Annotated in this window: 14 protein-coding genes; 9 read left to right on the top strand and 5 right to left on the bottom strand. The window is 55.4% G+C overall.

Going from position 1 to position 15775, the window contains the following annotated elements:
• Window positions 1-47: 47 nt before the first annotated feature.
• The 6 genes from acrA to DFO52_RS18070 all read left to right on the top strand — a co-directional run bounded on the left by acrA (window position 48) and on the right by DFO52_RS18070 (window position 6883).
• Window positions 48-1241: a multidrug efflux RND transporter periplasmic adaptor subunit AcrA gene (gene acrA / locus DFO52_RS18095; RefSeq protein WP_029741963.1), complete on the top strand. Its 1194-nt coding sequence runs from the start codon at window positions 48-50 to the stop codon at window positions 1239-1241.
• A 22-nt stretch (window positions 1242-1263) separates the two neighbouring features.
• A complete protein-coding gene (acrB, locus tag DFO52_RS18090; protein WP_029741964.1) occupies window positions 1264-4410 on the top strand; it encodes a multidrug efflux RND transporter permease subunit AcrB in 3147 nt (1048 codons plus the stop codon).
• A gap of 510 nt (window positions 4411-4920) precedes the next feature.
• A complete protein-coding gene (tomB, locus tag DFO52_RS18085; protein ID WP_008499288.1) occupies window positions 4921-5295 on the top strand; it encodes an Hha toxicity modulator TomB in 375 nt (124 codons plus the stop codon).
• Window positions 5296-5322: 27 nt separating this feature from the next.
• Complete coding sequence (locus DFO52_RS18080; RefSeq protein ID WP_008499287.1) at window positions 5323-5541, top strand: HHA domain-containing protein; 219 nt, start codon at window positions 5323-5325, stop codon at window positions 5539-5541.
• A 205-nt stretch (window positions 5542-5746) separates the two neighbouring features.
• Entirely contained in the window at window positions 5747-6298 is a 552-nt protein-coding gene (gene maa / locus DFO52_RS18075; RefSeq protein WP_133550898.1) for a maltose O-acetyltransferase, read from the top strand.
• A 117-nt stretch (window positions 6299-6415) separates the two neighbouring features.
• Window positions 6416-6883 (top strand): YlaC family protein, encoded by a 468-nt coding sequence (locus DFO52_RS18070; protein ID WP_029741965.1) that lies wholly within the window; start codon window positions 6416-6418, stop codon window positions 6881-6883.
• On the opposite strand, the gene DFO52_RS18065 is transcribed toward DFO52_RS18070, so the two are convergent.
• The gene (locus DFO52_RS18065) at window positions 6855-8315 is read right to left on the bottom strand and encodes a PLP-dependent aminotransferase family protein (RefSeq protein ID WP_133550897.1); all 1461 of its coding nucleotides are present in this window, start codon (window positions 8313-8315) and stop codon (window positions 6855-6857) included. The two genes, DFO52_RS18070 and DFO52_RS18065, sit on opposite strands and share 29 nt — an antisense overlap.
• A gap of 101 nt (window positions 8316-8416) precedes the next feature.
• Here DFO52_RS18065 and DFO52_RS18060 point away from each other — a divergent pair, with 101 nt between their 5' ends.
• Window positions 8417-9127 (top strand): GNAT family protein, encoded by a 711-nt coding sequence (locus tag DFO52_RS18060; protein WP_023310596.1) that lies wholly within the window; start codon window positions 8417-8419, stop codon window positions 9125-9127.
• Here DFO52_RS18060 and ykgO read toward each other — a convergent pair.
• On the bottom strand, window positions 9124-9264 hold the full coding sequence (gene ykgO, locus DFO52_RS18055) for a type B 50S ribosomal protein L36 (RefSeq protein WP_003859006.1): 141 nt from the start codon (window positions 9262-9264) through the stop codon (window positions 9124-9126). The two genes, DFO52_RS18060 and ykgO, sit on opposite strands and share 4 nt — an antisense overlap.
• A 2-nt stretch (window positions 9265-9266) precedes the next feature.
• Window positions 9267-9527, bottom strand: a complete 261-nt coding sequence (locus tag DFO52_RS18050) for a type B 50S ribosomal protein L31 (protein ID WP_010428154.1) — start codon at window positions 9525-9527, stop codon at window positions 9267-9269.
• Between the two features lie 218 nt (window positions 9528-9745).
• Here DFO52_RS18050 and DFO52_RS18045 point away from each other — a divergent pair, with 218 nt between their 5' ends.
• On the top strand, window positions 9746-11311 hold the full coding sequence (locus DFO52_RS18045) for an EAL domain-containing protein (protein WP_133550896.1): 1566 nt from the start codon (window positions 9746-9748) through the stop codon (window positions 11309-11311).
• Here DFO52_RS18045 and DFO52_RS18040 read toward each other — a convergent pair.
• Window positions 11304-11576, bottom strand: coding sequence for a metal-sensing transcriptional repressor (locus DFO52_RS18040; protein ID WP_063144750.1), 273 nt, complete (start codon window positions 11574-11576; stop codon window positions 11304-11306). The genes DFO52_RS18045 and DFO52_RS18040 overlap by 8 nt on opposite strands.
• Window positions 11577-11709: 133 nt before the next feature.
• On the opposite strand from DFO52_RS18040, the gene DFO52_RS18035 reads away from it, so the two are divergent.
• A complete protein-coding gene (locus DFO52_RS18035; protein WP_133550895.1) occupies window positions 11710-12549 on the top strand; it encodes a nickel/cobalt efflux protein RcnA in 840 nt (279 codons plus the stop codon).
• Between the two features lie 38 nt (window positions 12550-12587).
• On the opposite strand, the gene DFO52_RS18030 is transcribed toward DFO52_RS18035, so the two are convergent.
• A complete protein-coding gene (locus tag DFO52_RS18030) occupies window positions 12588-15677 on the bottom strand; it encodes a beta-galactosidase (protein WP_133550894.1) in 3090 nt (1029 codons plus the stop codon).
• Between the last annotated feature and the right edge of the window lie 98 nt (window positions 15678-15775).

Here is a 15775-nt window from a genome sequence, read left to right as displayed (position 1 = left end):
ACTCAGGACCCTTGATCAATTTGAAATCGGACACTCGAGGTTTACATATGAACAAAAACAGAGGGTTAACGCCTCTGGCGGTCGTTCTGATGCTCTCAGGCAGCTTAGCGCTAACAGGATGTGACGACAAACCAGCTCAACAAGGAGCTCAGCAGGCGCCAGAAGTAGGCGTCGTGACGCTCAAATCTGAACCTCTACAAATCACCACCGAATTACCAGGCCGTACCAATGCTTACCGCATTGCGGAAGTGCGTCCTCAGGTCAGTGGCATTATCCTGAAGCGTAACTTCACCGAAGGTGGTGATGTGAAAGCCGGCGAGTCTCTGTATCAGATTGATCCAGCAACCTATCAGGCCTCTTATGAAAGTGCGAAAGGTGACCTGGCGAAAGCACAAGCCGCGGCCAAAATTGCTCAGCTGACGTTGAACCGCTACCAAAAGCTGCTCGGTACCAAGTACATCAGCCAACAGGATTACGATACCGCTCTGGCCGATGCACAGCAGGCTAACGCGGCCGTGGTGGCAGCCAAAGCGGCCGTCGAAACCGCGCGCATTAACCTGGCCTATACCAAAGTGACCTCCCCTATCAGCGGTCGTATTGGTAAGTCTTCCGTCACGGAAGGGGCGCTGGTGCAGAACGGTCAGACCAATGCGCTGGCAACCGTGCAGCAGCTCGATCCGATCTACGTTGACGTGACGCAGTCCAGCAACGATTTCCTGCGCCTGAAACAGGAGCTGGCTAACGGCACCCTGAAACAGGAAAACGGTAAAGCCAAGGTGGAGCTGATTACCAACGACGGTATTAAGTTCCCGCAGGAAGGTACGCTGGAATTCTCTGACGTGACGGTCGACCAGACCACCGGTTCCATCACCTTACGTGCGATTTTCCCGAACCCTGACAAAAATCTGCTGCCAGGTATGTTCGTTCGCGCGCGTCTGGAAGAAGGAACGAATCCAACCGCACTTCTGGTTCCACAGCAGGGTGTGACCCGTACGCCACGCGGCGATGCGAGCGCGCTGGTTGTTGGGGCTGATGACAAAGTCGAAACACGCAATATCACCGCCACCCAGGCGATTGGCGATAAATGGCTGGTGACGGAAGGTCTGAAAGATGGCGATCGCGTGATTGTTACTGGTTTGCAAAAAGTTCGTCCTGGCGCGCAGGTTAAAGCACAGGAAGTGAAATCTGACGATAAACAACAAGCTTCGGCCGCTGGCCAGTCAGAACAAACCAAGTCTTAACTTAAACAGGAGCCGTTAAGACATGCCTAATTTCTTTATCGATCGCCCCATATTTGCGTGGGTGATCGCCATTATCATCATGCTGGCCGGGGGACTTGCGATCCTGAAGCTGCCTGTCGCGCAATATCCAACGATTGCGCCACCGGCGGTGACAATTTCCGCAACCTACCCGGGGGCTGATGCGAAAACGGTGCAGGACACCGTCACCCAGGTTATCGAACAGAACATGAACGGTATCGATAACCTGATGTACATGTCCTCAAACAGTGACTCCACCGGTACGGTGCAGATCACCCTGACCTTCCAGTCAGGTACGGATGCGGACATTGCGCAGGTTCAGGTGCAGAACAAACTGCAGCTGGCAATGCCTTTGCTGCCGCAGGAAGTACAACAGCAGGGTGTGAGCGTCGAGAAATCGTCCAGTAGCTTCCTGATGGTTGTCGGCGTTATCAACACCAACGGCACCATGACGCAGGAGGATATTTCCGACTACGTGGGCGCCAACATGAAGGACGCCATCAGCCGTACTTCCGGTGTGGGTGACGTGCAGCTGTTCGGTTCTCAGTACGCGATGCGTATCTGGATGGATCCGAACAAGCTGAACAACTTCCAGCTGACCCCGGTTGACGTGATCAGCGCGATTAAAGCGCAGAACGCCCAGGTAGCGGCCGGTCAGTTAGGCGGTACGCCGCCGGTGAAAGGCCAGCAGCTTAACGCCTCGATCATCGCGCAGACCCGTCTGACCTCTGCCGATGAGTTCAGCAAAATTCTGCTGAAAGTGAATCAGGACGGTTCGCAGGTTCGCCTGCGCGACGTGGCGAAAGTTGAGCTGGGCGGTGAGAACTACGACATCATCGCGAAGTTTAACGGTAAACCGGCTTCCGGTCTGGGTATCAAACTGGCGACAGGCGCTAACGCCCTGGACACCGCCACGGCGATCCGCGCAGAGCTGAAGAAGATGGAACCGTTCTTCCCGTCAGGTCTGAAAATCGTTTACCCGTACGACACCACGCCGTTCGTCAAAATTTCGATTCACGAAGTGGTTAAGACGCTGGTGGAGGCGATCATCCTGGTCTTCCTGGTGATGTACCTGTTCCTGCAAAACTTCCGCGCGACGCTTATCCCAACGATTGCCGTGCCGGTGGTATTGCTCGGTACCTTTGCGATCCTGTCGATATTTGGCTACTCGATAAACACCCTGACGATGTTCGGGATGGTGCTCGCCATCGGCCTGCTGGTGGATGACGCCATCGTCGTGGTCGAGAACGTCGAGCGTGTGATGGCGGAGGAAGGTCTGCCGCCGAAGGAAGCGACCCGTAAATCAATGGGTCAAATCCAGGGCGCGCTGGTCGGTATCGCGATGGTGCTGTCTGCGGTATTTATCCCGATGGCCTTCTTCGGGGGCTCTACCGGTGCGATCTACCGTCAGTTCTCCATTACCATCGTTTCCGCGATGGCGCTGTCGGTGCTGGTAGCGTTGATCCTGACCCCTGCCCTGTGTGCCACCATGCTGAAGCCGATTCAGAAAGGCGGTCACGGCGAGCATAAAGGGTTCTTCGGCTGGTTTAACCGCATGTTCGATAAGAGCACGCACCACTACACCGACAGCGTGGGCAACATCCTGCGCAGCACCGGTCGTTACCTGCTGCTCTATATCATCATCGTGGTGGGCATGGCCTTCCTGTTCGTTCGTCTGCCAAGCTCGTTCCTGCCAGATGAAGACCAGGGCGTGTTCCTGACGATGGCACAGCTTCCGGCGGGTGCCTCGCAAGAGCGTACCCAGAAAGTGCTGGATGAAGTGACCGACTACTATCTCACCAAAGAGAAAGACAACGTTGAGTCCGTGTTTGCGGTTAACGGCTTTGGCTTTGCGGGTCGTGGTCAGAACACCGGTATTGCCTTCGTTTCTCTGAAAGACTGGTCTGAACGTCCGGGCGAAAAGAACAAGGTTGAAGCCATCACCGGCCGTGCAATGGGCACCTTCTCGCAGATTAAAGATGCGATGGTCTTCGCCTTTAACCTGCCAGCGATTGTTGAACTGGGTACCGCAACCGGCTTCGACTTCCAGCTGATTGACCAGGGCGGTCTGGGTCACGAAAAACTGACGCAGGCGCGTAACCAGCTGTTTGGTGAAGTCGCTAAACACCCTGACCTGCTGGTTGGCGTGCGTCCAAACGGCCTGGAAGATACGCCGCAGTACAAGATCGATATCGACCAGGAGAAAGCCCAGGCGCTGGGCGTATCCATCAGTGACATCAACACCACGCTGGGCGCAGCCTGGGGCGGTAGCTACGTTAACGACTTCATCGACCGCGGTCGTGTGAAGAAAGTCTACGTGATGTCCGAGGCGCAGTACCGTATGTTGCCGAACGATATCAACAGCTGGTTCGTGCGCGGCAGCAATGGTCAGATGGTTCCGTTCTCGGCGTTCTCAACCTCACGCTGGGAATACGGTTCACCGCGTCTGGAACGCTATAACGGTCTGCCATCGATGGAGATCCTGGGTCAGGCTGCTCCGGGCCGAAGCACCGGTGAAGCCATGAACCTCATGGAAGAACTGGCAAGCAAACTGCCTGCGGGTATCGGCTACGACTGGACCGGTATGTCCTATCAGGAACGTCTGTCCGGTAACCAGGCCCCTGCTCTGTACGCCATTTCACTGATTGTGGTCTTCCTGTGTCTGGCGGCACTGTACGAGAGCTGGTCGATTCCGTTCTCCGTTATGCTGGTGGTTCCACTCGGGGTTATCGGTGCGCTGCTTGCGGCAACGTTCCGTGGACTGACCAACGACGTTTACTTCCAGGTAGGCCTGCTGACAACCATTGGCTTGTCGGCGAAGAACGCGATACTTATCGTTGAATTCGCCAAAGATCTGATGGAGAAAGAAGGCAAAGGCCTTATTGAGGCGACGCTTGAAGCGGTTCGTATGCGTCTGCGCCCAATCCTGATGACGTCACTGGCGTTTATCCTCGGCGTACTGCCGCTGGTTATCAGCTCCGGTGCAGGTTCCGGCGCGCAGAACGCAGTAGGTACAGGTGTGATGGGCGGTATGGTTACCGCGACCGTACTGGCTATCTTCTTCGTACCGGTGTTCTTCGTGGTGGTTCGCCGCCGCTTTAGCCGAAAGAATGAAGATGTTGAACACAGTCATTCGGTAGAACCTCACTGATACCGGTTTCACATGATAAAAAGGCCGCATTAGCGGCCTTTTTCATTTTCAGAAAAAATCATAAATTACGCTTATTGTGGTTCTATTTATTTTCTGCCATCTTAAATAGACATATCATAATTAACTGATAACTTAATCGGTGAATTCAGGATTTTTTTAATTTCATTTCCCCGCTTAAGGTATTAGGAATATTCCTAATAAGAAGTTCTTACAAAGATAAGTCTGAATCTGAACTTTTCTCATCATTTTTGCTAAGCCGATGAAACGTAAGGAAGCGATAAAACCCCGTCGTTAATTTGGATAAAAACGTTGAGTCCAGGATGACCATTTGCTTGCACGCTCCCAGCCTGCGGTTTTATTTGTAATTTTTCGTAATAGCGCGGTGAAATCCAGGAAGGAGTGGCTTATAGTTAGGTTATCAGGAACACAGCACTCATGTAGCTAAGTCAGTTGTATCCATCCCGACAATGATGTTCGGTGAGTAAGAAATCACTCAGAAGGGGATGCGCTATGGACGAGTACTCGCCAAAAAGGCATGATATCGCGCAGTTGAAATTTCTCTGCGAATCCTTGTACCATGACTGCCTTGCCAATCTTGATGAAAGTAACCATGGCTGGGTAAACGACCCAACGTCTGCCATCAATTTACAGTTGAATGAGCTGATAGAGCATATCGCAACCTTCGCACTTAATTATAAAATTAAGTACAATGAAGATAATAAGCTCATTGAGCAAATTGATGAATACCTGGACGACACCTTTATGTTGTTCAGCAGTTACGGCATTAACGCTCAGGATTTGCAAAAATGGCGTAAATCGGGAAATCGGCTATTCCGCTGTTTCGTCAACGTGAGCAGAGCTAACCCGGTGAGTCTTTCCTGTTAAAATTATTACAATTACTAAGGTGAATTTATGTCTGATAAACCACTCACAAAAATCGATTATTTGATGCGCTTACGACGTTGTCAGTCAATTGACACGCTTGAGCGCGTCATTGAAAAGAATAAATACGAGCTTTCTGATAATGAACTGGCGGTATTTTATTCAGCCGCTGACCATCGTCTTGCTGAACTGACAATGAATAAACTGTATGACAAAATCCCTACTTCTGTGTGGAAATTTGTCCGTTAATCTTTGAAGGGTGTCTGTAGAGTTCTACGCCTCGTTCTGAGTATTTACCTATCCCGTTATGCTCCCTGTGCGTAAGCCAGGTCTCCGTGTAAAACGTGTTCATCAGCAGCAATGTTGTGACGCCAGTCACATCGGCTTTTCGGGAACGTTCCCCTTCTGGCCTGTTCCGATTACCCTTCGGTAATCGCATCCAGAGAGGTTTCCAATGAGCTTAGAAAAACAGAAAATGATTGCCGGTGAACATTACCGCCCCGGCGATGAGACGTTACGGGCTGACCGACTGCGGGCCCGCCATCTGGTATATCGCTATAACCACACCGCGCCTGATGAAAAAACAGAACGCCAGAACATTCTGGCGGAACTTCTTGGACAAGGCGAAGGCGCTTATATAGAACCGAGCTTCCGCTGCGACTATGGATATAACATTTATCTGGGCAAAAACTTTTACGCTAACTTCGACTGCGTAATGCTGGATGTCTGCCCTGTCCATATTGGCGATAACTGCATGCTCGCGCCGGGTGTTCATATTTATACGGCTACCCATCCCCTGGATGCGGAGGAACGAAACAGCGGCGTGGAGTTTGGAAAACCCGTCAATATTGGCAATAACGTCTGGATTGGTGGCCGGGCGGTCATTAACCCCGGCGTCACCATTGGTGATAATGTGGTGGTGGCCTCCGGCGCCGTCGTGACGAAAGACGTCCCGGCTAACGTCGTCGTTGGCGGCAATCCGGCAAAAATCATCAAAACCCTGTGAGGTTGCGGGGAGTCAACTGTTATAGTCTTTTAGCGCCAGACTGTTACTTTTTTCAGCCTGATGGCTCCCCTAAAATTGGCAGATACCCTGTATTGTCAACTCTCACGAAGGCAAATAATGACCGAGATACAGCGCCTGCTTACCGCCACCATCGACGATCTCAACCTCCGCGAAAAGCGCGACAATCGCCCGCGCTTTAGCATTAGCTTTATTCGCAAACATCCTGGACTGTTTGTCGCCATGTATGCCGCCTGGCTGGCGACGCTTGTTGTGATGCTGACATCCGAAACGCTGGTGGACTCCGTCTGGCTGCTGGTTGTACTGTTTGTCGTCTTTAACGCCTTTTTCTTTTTCGACGTGAATCCGCGCTACCGTTACGAAGATATCGACGTGCTCGATTTTCGGGTCTGCTACAACGGTGAATGGTACAACACGCGTTACGTGCCAGAGGAGCTGATCGAAAACATCATGCACTCTCCGGCGGTTGAAGCCGGGCAAAAAGAGAAGCTGCAGAAAATGGTCTCCACCAAAGGTCAGCTCTCTTTCTATGATGTCTTTACCCTTTCCCGCCCTGCTGCTGCGTAATTAACGTCTGCAGACGTCGGATCCCCGGCGCAAACTGAGAAGCAGAGGTATTGCCGTAACCTAAAACCAGACCGGTTTGCCCCTGCTTCGCCTCCAGGTAGTATCCGCTCAGTGCAGCGGGTGCCAGCTGAAACGCCCTCGCCTGCTCCACCAGCCTCTGGTCGTCAATACCGTCTATCGCCAGCGCCAGATGCATTCCCCCTTCGCCTGCCAGAATGCGGTGCGGAGAATGAAGCTCTGCGCCCAGCACCTCCCGCAGCTGGCGGTAGCGCTTACGGTAGAGCCGACGCATGGCGGCAAGATGACGGGCATAGTGACCTTCTTCAATAAACAGCGCCAGGGTACGCTGCTCCGCACGATGCCCTCCGCGCAACAGCGAGCCGATGGCCGGGCGAGCCGCTTTCGCCAGCGCTGGCGGTAACACCATGAACCCCATTCTGAGCGATGGAAACAGCGTTTTACTGAACGTCCCCAGATACACAACAGGGGCGTTGTTGACCATTCCCAGCATCGCCGGTACGGGCTCACCGGCATAGCGGAACTCGCTGTCGTAATCGTCTTCAATGATCCACGCTTTGTGCTGCCGGGCCAGCTCCAGCAGCGCCAGCCGCCGCCGCGCGCTGAGCACGCTCCCGTAAGGGAACTGATGCGAAGGTGAGGTAAAAATCAGTGAAGGAGCGGGCGCATCCAGACCTTCCCAGCACATTCCCTCGCCATCTACCGGTATTCCCGTCATTGCCAGGCCGGTTTTAACAAACGCACTCTTTGCCCCGCTATAGCCGGGGTTTTCTACCCAGACGACATCGCCAGGCTCGCTTAACAGCATCGTGCAGAGATTGACGCCCTCAAGCGCTCCTTCGGTTATCACTATCTGGCTGGCGTCGCAGTCGATACCGCGGGACAGGGCGAGATGCCGTGCAATCGCGGCCCGCAGCGACGGCTCGCCGGCCGGGTCGCCATAGCCTAACAGGGCACTCCCCTCCTCGCGCAGGACGCGATCGTACAATCGCCGCCACAGCGGCAAGGGGAAATAGTTAATGGCAGGCGTTCCCGGCGTAAACGCCATCACCGGGGTGTCGCGCTGCACAGGCGCGGGCAGCAGGGCGACCCGTTTTGTCAGCCTGACGTCAGGATCCGGCAATGCCCGGGCAATCGTACGATGAGCGAATTGCCCCACCCGCGTACCCTGACGGTTACGCAGTAAATAGCCTTCGAGCGTGAGCTGGTCCAGCGCCGCATTGACGGTGTTTCGGGAAACCGAGATCTGCTGCGCCAGCGTTCGCGAACCGGGCAGCTGGCTGCCGGACCGAAGCCTTCCGCCCAGAATGGCCTCCCGCAAAGCGAGATAGAGCGCGCGCTGGAGCGTCTCTTGCCCACGCTTTTTCAGCGCAGCATGGAGCAAAGCGTAAAGCTCATCACCTGGTATATTCATCTTCCCTCCTTGTGGTACCAGAAAAACATAGCCTGGTGGTTCTTTTTAAGGAACCAGCAATTCACTAATCTGTAGATCTTTTCAACGTCATGGAAATAAAGATGAATACATTCAATGCGTTTGGACAGCCAGTAGGCGAAGCCCTTATCGACTGGCAGCCTCGTCAGCACCCGTCCCGGGTGGTTCTTCAGGGCCACTATTGTCGGCTTGAGCCGCTGCGCGTGGAGCATGCCCACGCGTTGTTCTCCGCCTATTCCCTGGCCGAAGATACCCGCAGCTGGACGTGGCTGCTGCGTGAACCCGATGCCACCGCAGAGGAGTTTGCCGAATGGGTGGCGAGCGTAAGTGAGTTATCCGATCCCATCCACTTTACCGTTATGGATAACCGGACCCAGTCCCCCGTCGGGACGCTGTCCCTGATGCGGATCGATCCTAAAAACGGCGTCGTGGAAGTGGGGCACGTTCACTTCTCTCCTCTGTTAAGCCGCACGCCAGGGTCGACAGAAGCGCAGTATCTGCTGATGCGGTACGTGTTCGATACCCTGGGGTACCGGCGTTATGAATGGAAGTGCAATAGCCTGAACGAGCCTTCCCGCAAAGCGGCGCTGCGTCTGGGCTTTCAGTTTGAGGGGCGCTTTCGTCAGGCGCTGGTCATAAAAGGCCGTAACCGGGATACCGACTGGTTTTCGATTCTCGATAAAGAGTGGCCGGCGCTGGCTAACGCCTTTGAAAGCTGGCTTGCCACCGACAATTTTACTGCCGATGGCAAACAGAAAAGATCCCTGGAAAGCTGGCGAGAAACGCGCGTTTAGCGTCTTTTTTTACGTCCCTGAACCGCCTTAAAGCGCGGATTAGATTTGCAAATCACGTATAAGCGTCCCTTGCGTTTGACTATCTGGCAATCCGGGTGGCGCTGCTTTGCACTGCGTAATGAGTTAAGTACCTGCATGGTTAGCCCCGCTTCGCATTGAGAAAACCGCCAAAACGCTTGCGGAAGCGTGCTGCGCTGCCGTCCGTAGAGAACGTTTTTTGCTTACCGGTATAAAACGGGTGCGATTTTGAAGAAACCTCGATGGTGATGTAAGGATATGTCTCACCGTCGAGTTCAATTTCGCGGTCGGTTTTAATGGTTGAGCCGACTTTAAAGTATTCATTAGCGCTGGTGTCGTGGAATACCACGGTACGATAGGCTGGGTGGATATCGGGTTTCATCGTAAATCCTTTATGTTTTGTTATAACATAACAAAATAATATCCAGGCGAGGTTGAAAAAACAACCCCTCTCTTCTGACGATATTTTCTGGTCGCCTGAGATAAAATGAAAACCATGCCAACCACGTGCTATAACTATATCATTTCGCGGTAAAATCTTTCTCTTCAGGCAGGGAACTCAATGCCCAGGAACGGGTATACGAGGAAGGACACGACAGCATGAAAACCCGACATCTGGTCAGTCTGGTGACTGGCGTACTTATCTTTTCTGTGCTGGTCCCCATTTGCCTGAGCATCTGGCTGGCCCACCGCCAGGCGGAAGATAAATTTGCCGATGCGCTGGATAACTATGCCTCCCGCGTGCTGGTACGCACCGACAGGGTTGTGGATCAGGCAAAAGAAGCGCTCGATCACCTGCAGGCCTTTGAGGGAGTGCCGTGTAGCCCCTTGCAATTGAGGGAAATGCGCCGGGTCGCTTTCTCGTGGCGATATGTCCAGGAAGTGATTTATATCGACAACCTTCGACCGCTCTGCTCCTCCCTGGAGCAAACCAGTCATTCGGCCCCTTTCCCTCCTCCGATGCGCATTACCGAAGATGGTTACAGCGCGTGGCTGACCACGCAAAACGATCTTGGGTTTAACCGCTACATGACGGTGCTGGGAAAAGGCCACTACCTTGTCATGATCGATCCTGCCTCGCTGGTGGACGTGATCCCTTTCGGCGAGATAGCGATTGATGCCGCCCTTGTAGGAAGCGCAACGCACCGCATATTTGCCAGCAGCAGCAAGCTCGACTCTCACATCCGCGACATGGTTCAGGAGCGGGGTGTGAAAAGCGTGCAGTACAACGGTTCAATGTACGTCATGAAGTCTGTACCTGAGCTTGGATTTACCGTCGTCGCATGGGCAACGCTCAAACCGCTCGCTGAAACCTGGCACCGGCAGCTTCTTTTCTGGTTACCGTTCGGCATGTTGATAAGCCTGCTCGCCGCACTGTTTGTCCTGCGGATCCTGCGGCGTATCCAGTCGCCGCGCAATCGCCTGCTTGACGCCATTAACAGCCGGGATTTTGTGGTCCACTATCAGCCCATCGTGGCGCTCTGTAGCGGAAAAATTGTGGGCGCTGAGGCGCTGACGCGCTGGCCGCAGCCAGACGGAAGCTGCCTCTCGCCTGATATTTTTGTCCCCCTTGCCGAGCAAACGGGGCTCATCTCGCAGCTGACTCAGCTCGTCATCGAAAAGGTGTTTGAAGATATGGGCCACTGGCTGCAACGCTATCCGGATCAGCATATCTCCATCAACCTCGCCCCTGCCGATTTAACCTCCGGCATCCTGCCGCCTCTGCTGAGTCAGCTCCTGAATAAGTGGCAAATCCATCCCCGACAAATCGCCCTTGAGCTCACCGAGCGGGGCTTTGCCGATCCCAAAATTAGCGCACCGGCTATCGCCGCATTCCGTCGTTCGGGCCACCCTGTCTATATTGATGATTTTGGCACGGGCTATTCCAGCCTGAGCTATCTGCAAGATCTGGACGTCGACACGCTAAAAATCGATAAGTCGTTCGTGGATGCACTGGAGTATAAAAACGTGACGCCGCACATCATTGAAATAGCGAAGTCGCTGAAGCTGGCGATGGTAGCGGAGGGCGTCGAAACCGCAGGGCAACTCGCCTGGCTGCACCGCCACGGCGTGCAGTATGGGCAGGGGTGGTTTTACAGTAAAGCGCTGCCAAAGACGGAATTTATTCTTTGGGCAGAAAATAACCTCGGCACGCACGCTACTTGAGATAGGATTTCATCACCCGCAATACCACGCCAAGATCGGCTTCACGCTGCGCTTCTTCAGGCTCTTTCACCACATGGTCGGTTAAATGCCCTTCGATCACCTGCATCATCATGCCATTGACCGCCCCGCGGATCGCCGCCAGCTGCTGTAACACCTCGGCGCATTCGTGATCGCTGTTGAGCATTTTTTCCAGAGCATTACTCTGCCCCTGAATTTTCTTCAGGCGAGTCAGTAACATTTTCTTGTCGCGAACGGTATGTGACATCTCTGTATCCTTTGTTTTTAGCTTTTAAAGCATATCACGCTCTACTCCCCCTGAGTATTTTTCTACTGGGGGGTAGTATTAAACTACTGGGGGGGAGTAGTATCTTCGCACGCTTTCCACTCCGGAATTTCCCATGACCGATTTTGCTTCACTCCTTCAGCAGGGCAATGCCTGGCTGTTTGTTCCCAGCGCTATCCTGCTCGGTGCGCTGCATGGCCTGGAGCCGGGCCACTCAAAAACAATGATGGCCGCCTTTATTGTGGCCATCCGCGGCACGCTGAAACAGGCGGTACTGCTCGGCCTGGCGGCCACGCTCTCCCATACGGCGGTGGTCTGGCTGGTTGCGATGGCGGGACTGTGGTTTGGTCGGGGCTGGGATGCGCATACGTCCGAACCCTGGTTCCAGCTGATCTCCGGGGTGTTGATCGTTGCGATCGCCCTGTGGATGGCGTGGCGAACCTGGAAAGAGAGCCAGCCGCACGATCATCATCACGACCATGATCACCATCATGACCATGACCATGACCATGACCATGACCATGACCACCATCATGATCATCATCACCACGAGCACACGCTGATTGAAGAAGAGTGGCAGGATGCCCACCAGCGCGCGCACGCGCAGGATATTAACCGCCGCTTCAGCGGTCAAAATGTCACCACCGGACAGATCGTGATGTTTGGCCTGACCGGCGGGCTTATCCCCTGCCCGGCGTCCATCACCGTTCTGCTGATCTGCCTGCAGCTAAAGCATTTTGCCCTCGGCGCGACGCTGGTATTTAGCTTCAGCATCGGTCTGGCGTTAACGCTGGTCGCTTCCGGCGCGATTGCCGCCTTAAGCCTCAGGCATGCGACAAAACGCTGGCCCGGGTTTAGCGAATTCTCCCGTAAAGCGCCGTGGTTCTCCGCAGCGCTGATTACCGTAGTAGGAATTTATATGAGCCTGCATGGCCTGAACGGCATTCTGGGGTAGGCATGCGGCCACGCCCGGTGACCGCATCTTCTGGTCAGTTAAGGGTTCTGCTGCCAGCTGAAGGTATAGCGAAGCTGACGTTTTTGCAGAATGAATTCCGGCGAGACGCTGGGGCTCCAGGAGTCGTCGCCGCCCACGCCCATATGGAACGCATCGAGGTTGAGCCAGCATCCCGGCTCTTCCCGCAGCAGGTGATGATGGGTGGTCTCTCGCAGCTGCTGCTGGCTATAGCGGCTCACCGAGAAGTGGAAATGGCCGTTCAGCTGATGCGTTCCCACCAAAAGTTCCCGGGTATCGCAGCGCAAACCATTTTCCGTCGGGAAGATATACGGCGTGTGCATGGCCTCGAGAGGTAACGTCCAGCGCCCCTGCTGCGCCGCCAGCTTTCTGTCCGGGTAGTTTTCATGCGGCCCCAGACCCAGCCAGTGAACGTTTTCCTGCGTTTCGGCAAGATGAACGCTCAGGCCAACGCGCGCGGGTTCAGGGATATCAGACGCAACATCAATCTGAATGTCACCATGCAGAACGCCCCTATCGCCCACCCGCCATACTTTACGGCTCATGAACAGGGCTTTGCCGCGATACTCAAGCACGTGCTGGGTTGTGACCACCACCTCGCCTGCGTGCTGCTCAGCCTCACAGTGCAGCACGCGCGAGGTGAGATCGTACATGCCCGCCGCTTTCCAGCGTTCAACCCAGGCGTTCGGATCGATCTGCGTCGCTTCACTCACGCCAATGTCGTTATCCAGCGGCGCGCGGCTGACGTTATCCGTCAGAGGTGAAAGGAGCGTTTCAACTCCATTTCGCCACCATTGGGTCAGGTTTCCGGATGCGCGATCGAACTGCCAGCGCTGTTGACGATGGACGATCTCCAGGATGCGATCGCTTTGCGTTAACACCGGCGGCTCGCCCGCCGGGGCTGGCGGAGAAATAAAGAGGGGAGCCGGAAGCGGCCACTGCTCCCACGCGCAGCGATGGTCAGCCGGAGACCACGGCGTTGCCCGCGGCTGGCGCACTTCAACGTTCAGCCAGACCTCACCCGGCCCGGCTTGCAGCGCCGGCAGGTCGATCTCCAGACGCTGGGTGCCTTCAGGCGCCATCGCCAGCGTCACCTCGCCCGCGGCCAGCACTTCCCCGTCCCGGGCAACCGTCCAGTTCAGCACTTCGTTATCGGTGTGGCGGAACAGGTAGCCGCTTTGCACCTCAATCACCAGCGGAGAGGTGCTGACCCGCGTAAAGGTAAAGAACTGCTGGGCGCGCTGCGCCTCGTACAGCGCCGGGTGCGGCGTGCGATCGGGGAATACCAGCCCGTTAAGACAGAACTGCCGATCGTTCGGCTTATCGCCAAAATCTCCGCCGTAGGCCCAGAACGTATTGCCATCGTCGTCCCGTTTCGTCAGGGCCTGATCGACCCAGTCCCAGACAAACCCGCCCTGCAGGCGAGGATGGCTGCGAAACGCTTCCCAGTATTTCGCAAACCCGCCGAAGCTATTTCCCATCGCGTGAGCGTATTCGCAGAGGATCAGCGGACGCGTTTCGTCCGGCATGCCGATCCATTTCTTGATTGACCATTTAGGCACTGCCGGGAAGGGCTGATCCCGATCGACCCGGGCGTACATCGGACAGACAATATCGGTCGCCGCCGTGTTCGCGCCGCCGCCTTCATACTGCACCGGACGCGTAGGATCGGTGGTTTTCAGCCAGCGGTACAGCGCATCGTGATTCGCGCCGTGGCCCGACTCATTGCCCAGCGACCAGATGATAACCGAGGGATGATTACGATCGCGCTGCACCATGCGGGTCACCCGCTCGCTCATCGCGGGCAGCCAGCGCGGATCGTCAGCAAGGCGGCTCATCGGCACCATGCCGTGCGTTTCGATATTGGCTTCGTCAACGACGTACAGCCCGTATCGGTCGCAAAGCCGGTACCACAGCGGATGGTTCGGGTAGTGCGAGCAGCGCACGGCGTTGAAGTTGTGCTGCTTCATGATTTCGATATCGCGGCGCATGGTCGCTTCGTCCATCACCTGACCGTTTTCCGGGTGATGCTCGTGCCGGTTAACCCCGCGGATCAGCAGCGGTTTACCGTTAAGCTTCAGCAGCCCATTGCTGATGTCAACGCGGCGGAAGCCAACGTCGCACGCCTCAACCTCCAGCACTTCACCCTGCGGGTTAAGAAGCGCAATCGTCAGGCGATACAGCTCTGGCTTTTCAGCGCTCCAGAGCGCGGGCTGGTCAACGGGGATCGCCGCCGTTAAGCGCTCTGCCCAGCTGCCGCGCTCGTCGACGATGGCAGACCCTGGACGCCGGGAGACGCTGGCGCATTTTTCCCCATTGCGCCACAGGGTAAAGGCCACCTCGCAGTCCGCAAAGCCAGCGCCTGCCAGCGTGACATCCACCTTCAGCAACGCGCGGTCCAGCTCCGCATTCAGATCCGTCACGACGTGATAATCGGCAATCTGCGTCTCGGGTTTATGCAGCAAGGTCACATCGCGGAAGATGCCGCTCATGCGCCACATGTCCTGATCTTCCAGATAGCTGCCGTCGCACCAGCGCAATACCATGACCGCAAGGCGGTTCTGCCCGGGGCGTAATGCCCCTGAGAGGTCAAATTCGGCGGGCAACCGGCTGTCCTGGGAATAGCCCATCCACTGACCGTTGCACCAGAGATGGAACGCCGAGTTCACGCCGTCGAAGATGATGCGGGTCTGGCCGCTCTGAAGCCAGGCGTCATCCACCTCAAATGTGAGCGAGTAACAACCGGTCGGGTTTTCCTGCGGCACGAAAGGCGGGTTAACGGGGATAGGATAGGTGACATTGGTATAGATCGGCGTGTCGAAACCCTGCATCTGCCAGTTAGACGGCACGGGCATCGCAACGGCATCCGCGCAATCTTCGGTTACCCATGACTGAGGAACCCGCTCCGGCGCGGTAAAGTAGCTAAACCGCCATAGCCCGTTGAGAACGTTCCTGCTGGCGGATCCGGCGTCCTCTCTTGCCGAGGACTCATTGCGCCAGCTGTGCAACGGCGCGTGTGCGGCCAGACGGTTCCACTGGGTGACGCCCGGATTTTCCCAGTCCCGACGGGCCAGAATGGCGCTGAGGGTCAGCGGTGAAGTGGTGGACATAGTAACCTCTTTGCGAAGCGCTCACAATTTTGGTTAACATGCCCTGGCACCCGGCAACGGTAAAGTGTTCAATCGCGGGGTAGCGAGTCCGATCACAA

The sequence above is a fragment of the Enterobacter sp. AG326 genome, assembly GCF_004362415.1.
Taxonomy (GTDB): domain Bacteria; phylum Pseudomonadota; class Gammaproteobacteria; order Enterobacterales; family Enterobacteriaceae; genus Enterobacter; species Enterobacter asburiae.
The sequence above is the reverse complement of the archived record's forward strand: the minus strand, read 5'-3'. Positions and strand labels throughout refer to the sequence as shown.

Excerpts from the sequence above, each read along its gene's own strand:
- ykgO (WP_003859006.1), bottom strand. The coding sequence starts at position 9,264 with ATGCAGGTACTTAACTCATTACGCAGTGCAAAGCAGCGCCACCCGGAT.
- tomB (WP_008499288.1), top strand. The coding sequence starts at position 4,921 with ATGGACGAGTACTCGCCAAAAAGGCATGATATCGCGCAGTTGAAATTT.
- DFO52_RS18065 (WP_133550897.1), bottom strand. The coding sequence starts at position 8,315 with ATGAATATACCAGGTGATGAGCTTTACGCTTTGCTCCATGCTGCGCTG.
- DFO52_RS18030 (WP_133550894.1), bottom strand. The coding sequence starts at position 15,677 with ATGTCCACCACTTCACCGCTGACCCTCAGCGCCATTCTGGCCCGTCGG.
- DFO52_RS18035 (WP_133550895.1), top strand. The coding sequence starts at position 11,710 with ATGACCGATTTTGCTTCACTCCTTCAGCAGGGCAATGCCTGGCTGTTT.
- DFO52_RS18040 (WP_063144750.1), bottom strand. The coding sequence starts at position 11,576 with ATGTCACATACCGTTCGCGACAAGAAAATGTTACTGACTCGCCTGAAG.
- DFO52_RS18045 (WP_133550896.1), top strand. The coding sequence starts at position 9,746 with ATGAAAACCCGACATCTGGTCAGTCTGGTGACTGGCGTACTTATCTTT.
- DFO52_RS18070 (WP_029741965.1), top strand. The coding sequence starts at position 6,416 with ATGACCGAGATACAGCGCCTGCTTACCGCCACCATCGACGATCTCAAC.
- DFO52_RS18050 (WP_010428154.1), bottom strand. The coding sequence starts at position 9,527 with ATGAAACCCGATATCCACCCAGCCTATCGTACCGTGGTATTCCACGAC.
- DFO52_RS18080 (WP_008499287.1), top strand. The coding sequence starts at position 5,323 with ATGTCTGATAAACCACTCACAAAAATCGATTATTTGATGCGCTTACGA.
- maa (WP_133550898.1), top strand. The coding sequence starts at position 5,747 with ATGAGCTTAGAAAAACAGAAAATGATTGCCGGTGAACATTACCGCCCC.
- acrA (WP_029741963.1), top strand. The coding sequence starts at position 48 with ATGAACAAAAACAGAGGGTTAACGCCTCTGGCGGTCGTTCTGATGCTC.
- acrB (WP_029741964.1), top strand. The coding sequence starts at position 1,264 with ATGCCTAATTTCTTTATCGATCGCCCCATATTTGCGTGGGTGATCGCC.
- DFO52_RS18060 (WP_023310596.1), top strand. The coding sequence starts at position 8,417 with ATGAATACATTCAATGCGTTTGGACAGCCAGTAGGCGAAGCCCTTATC.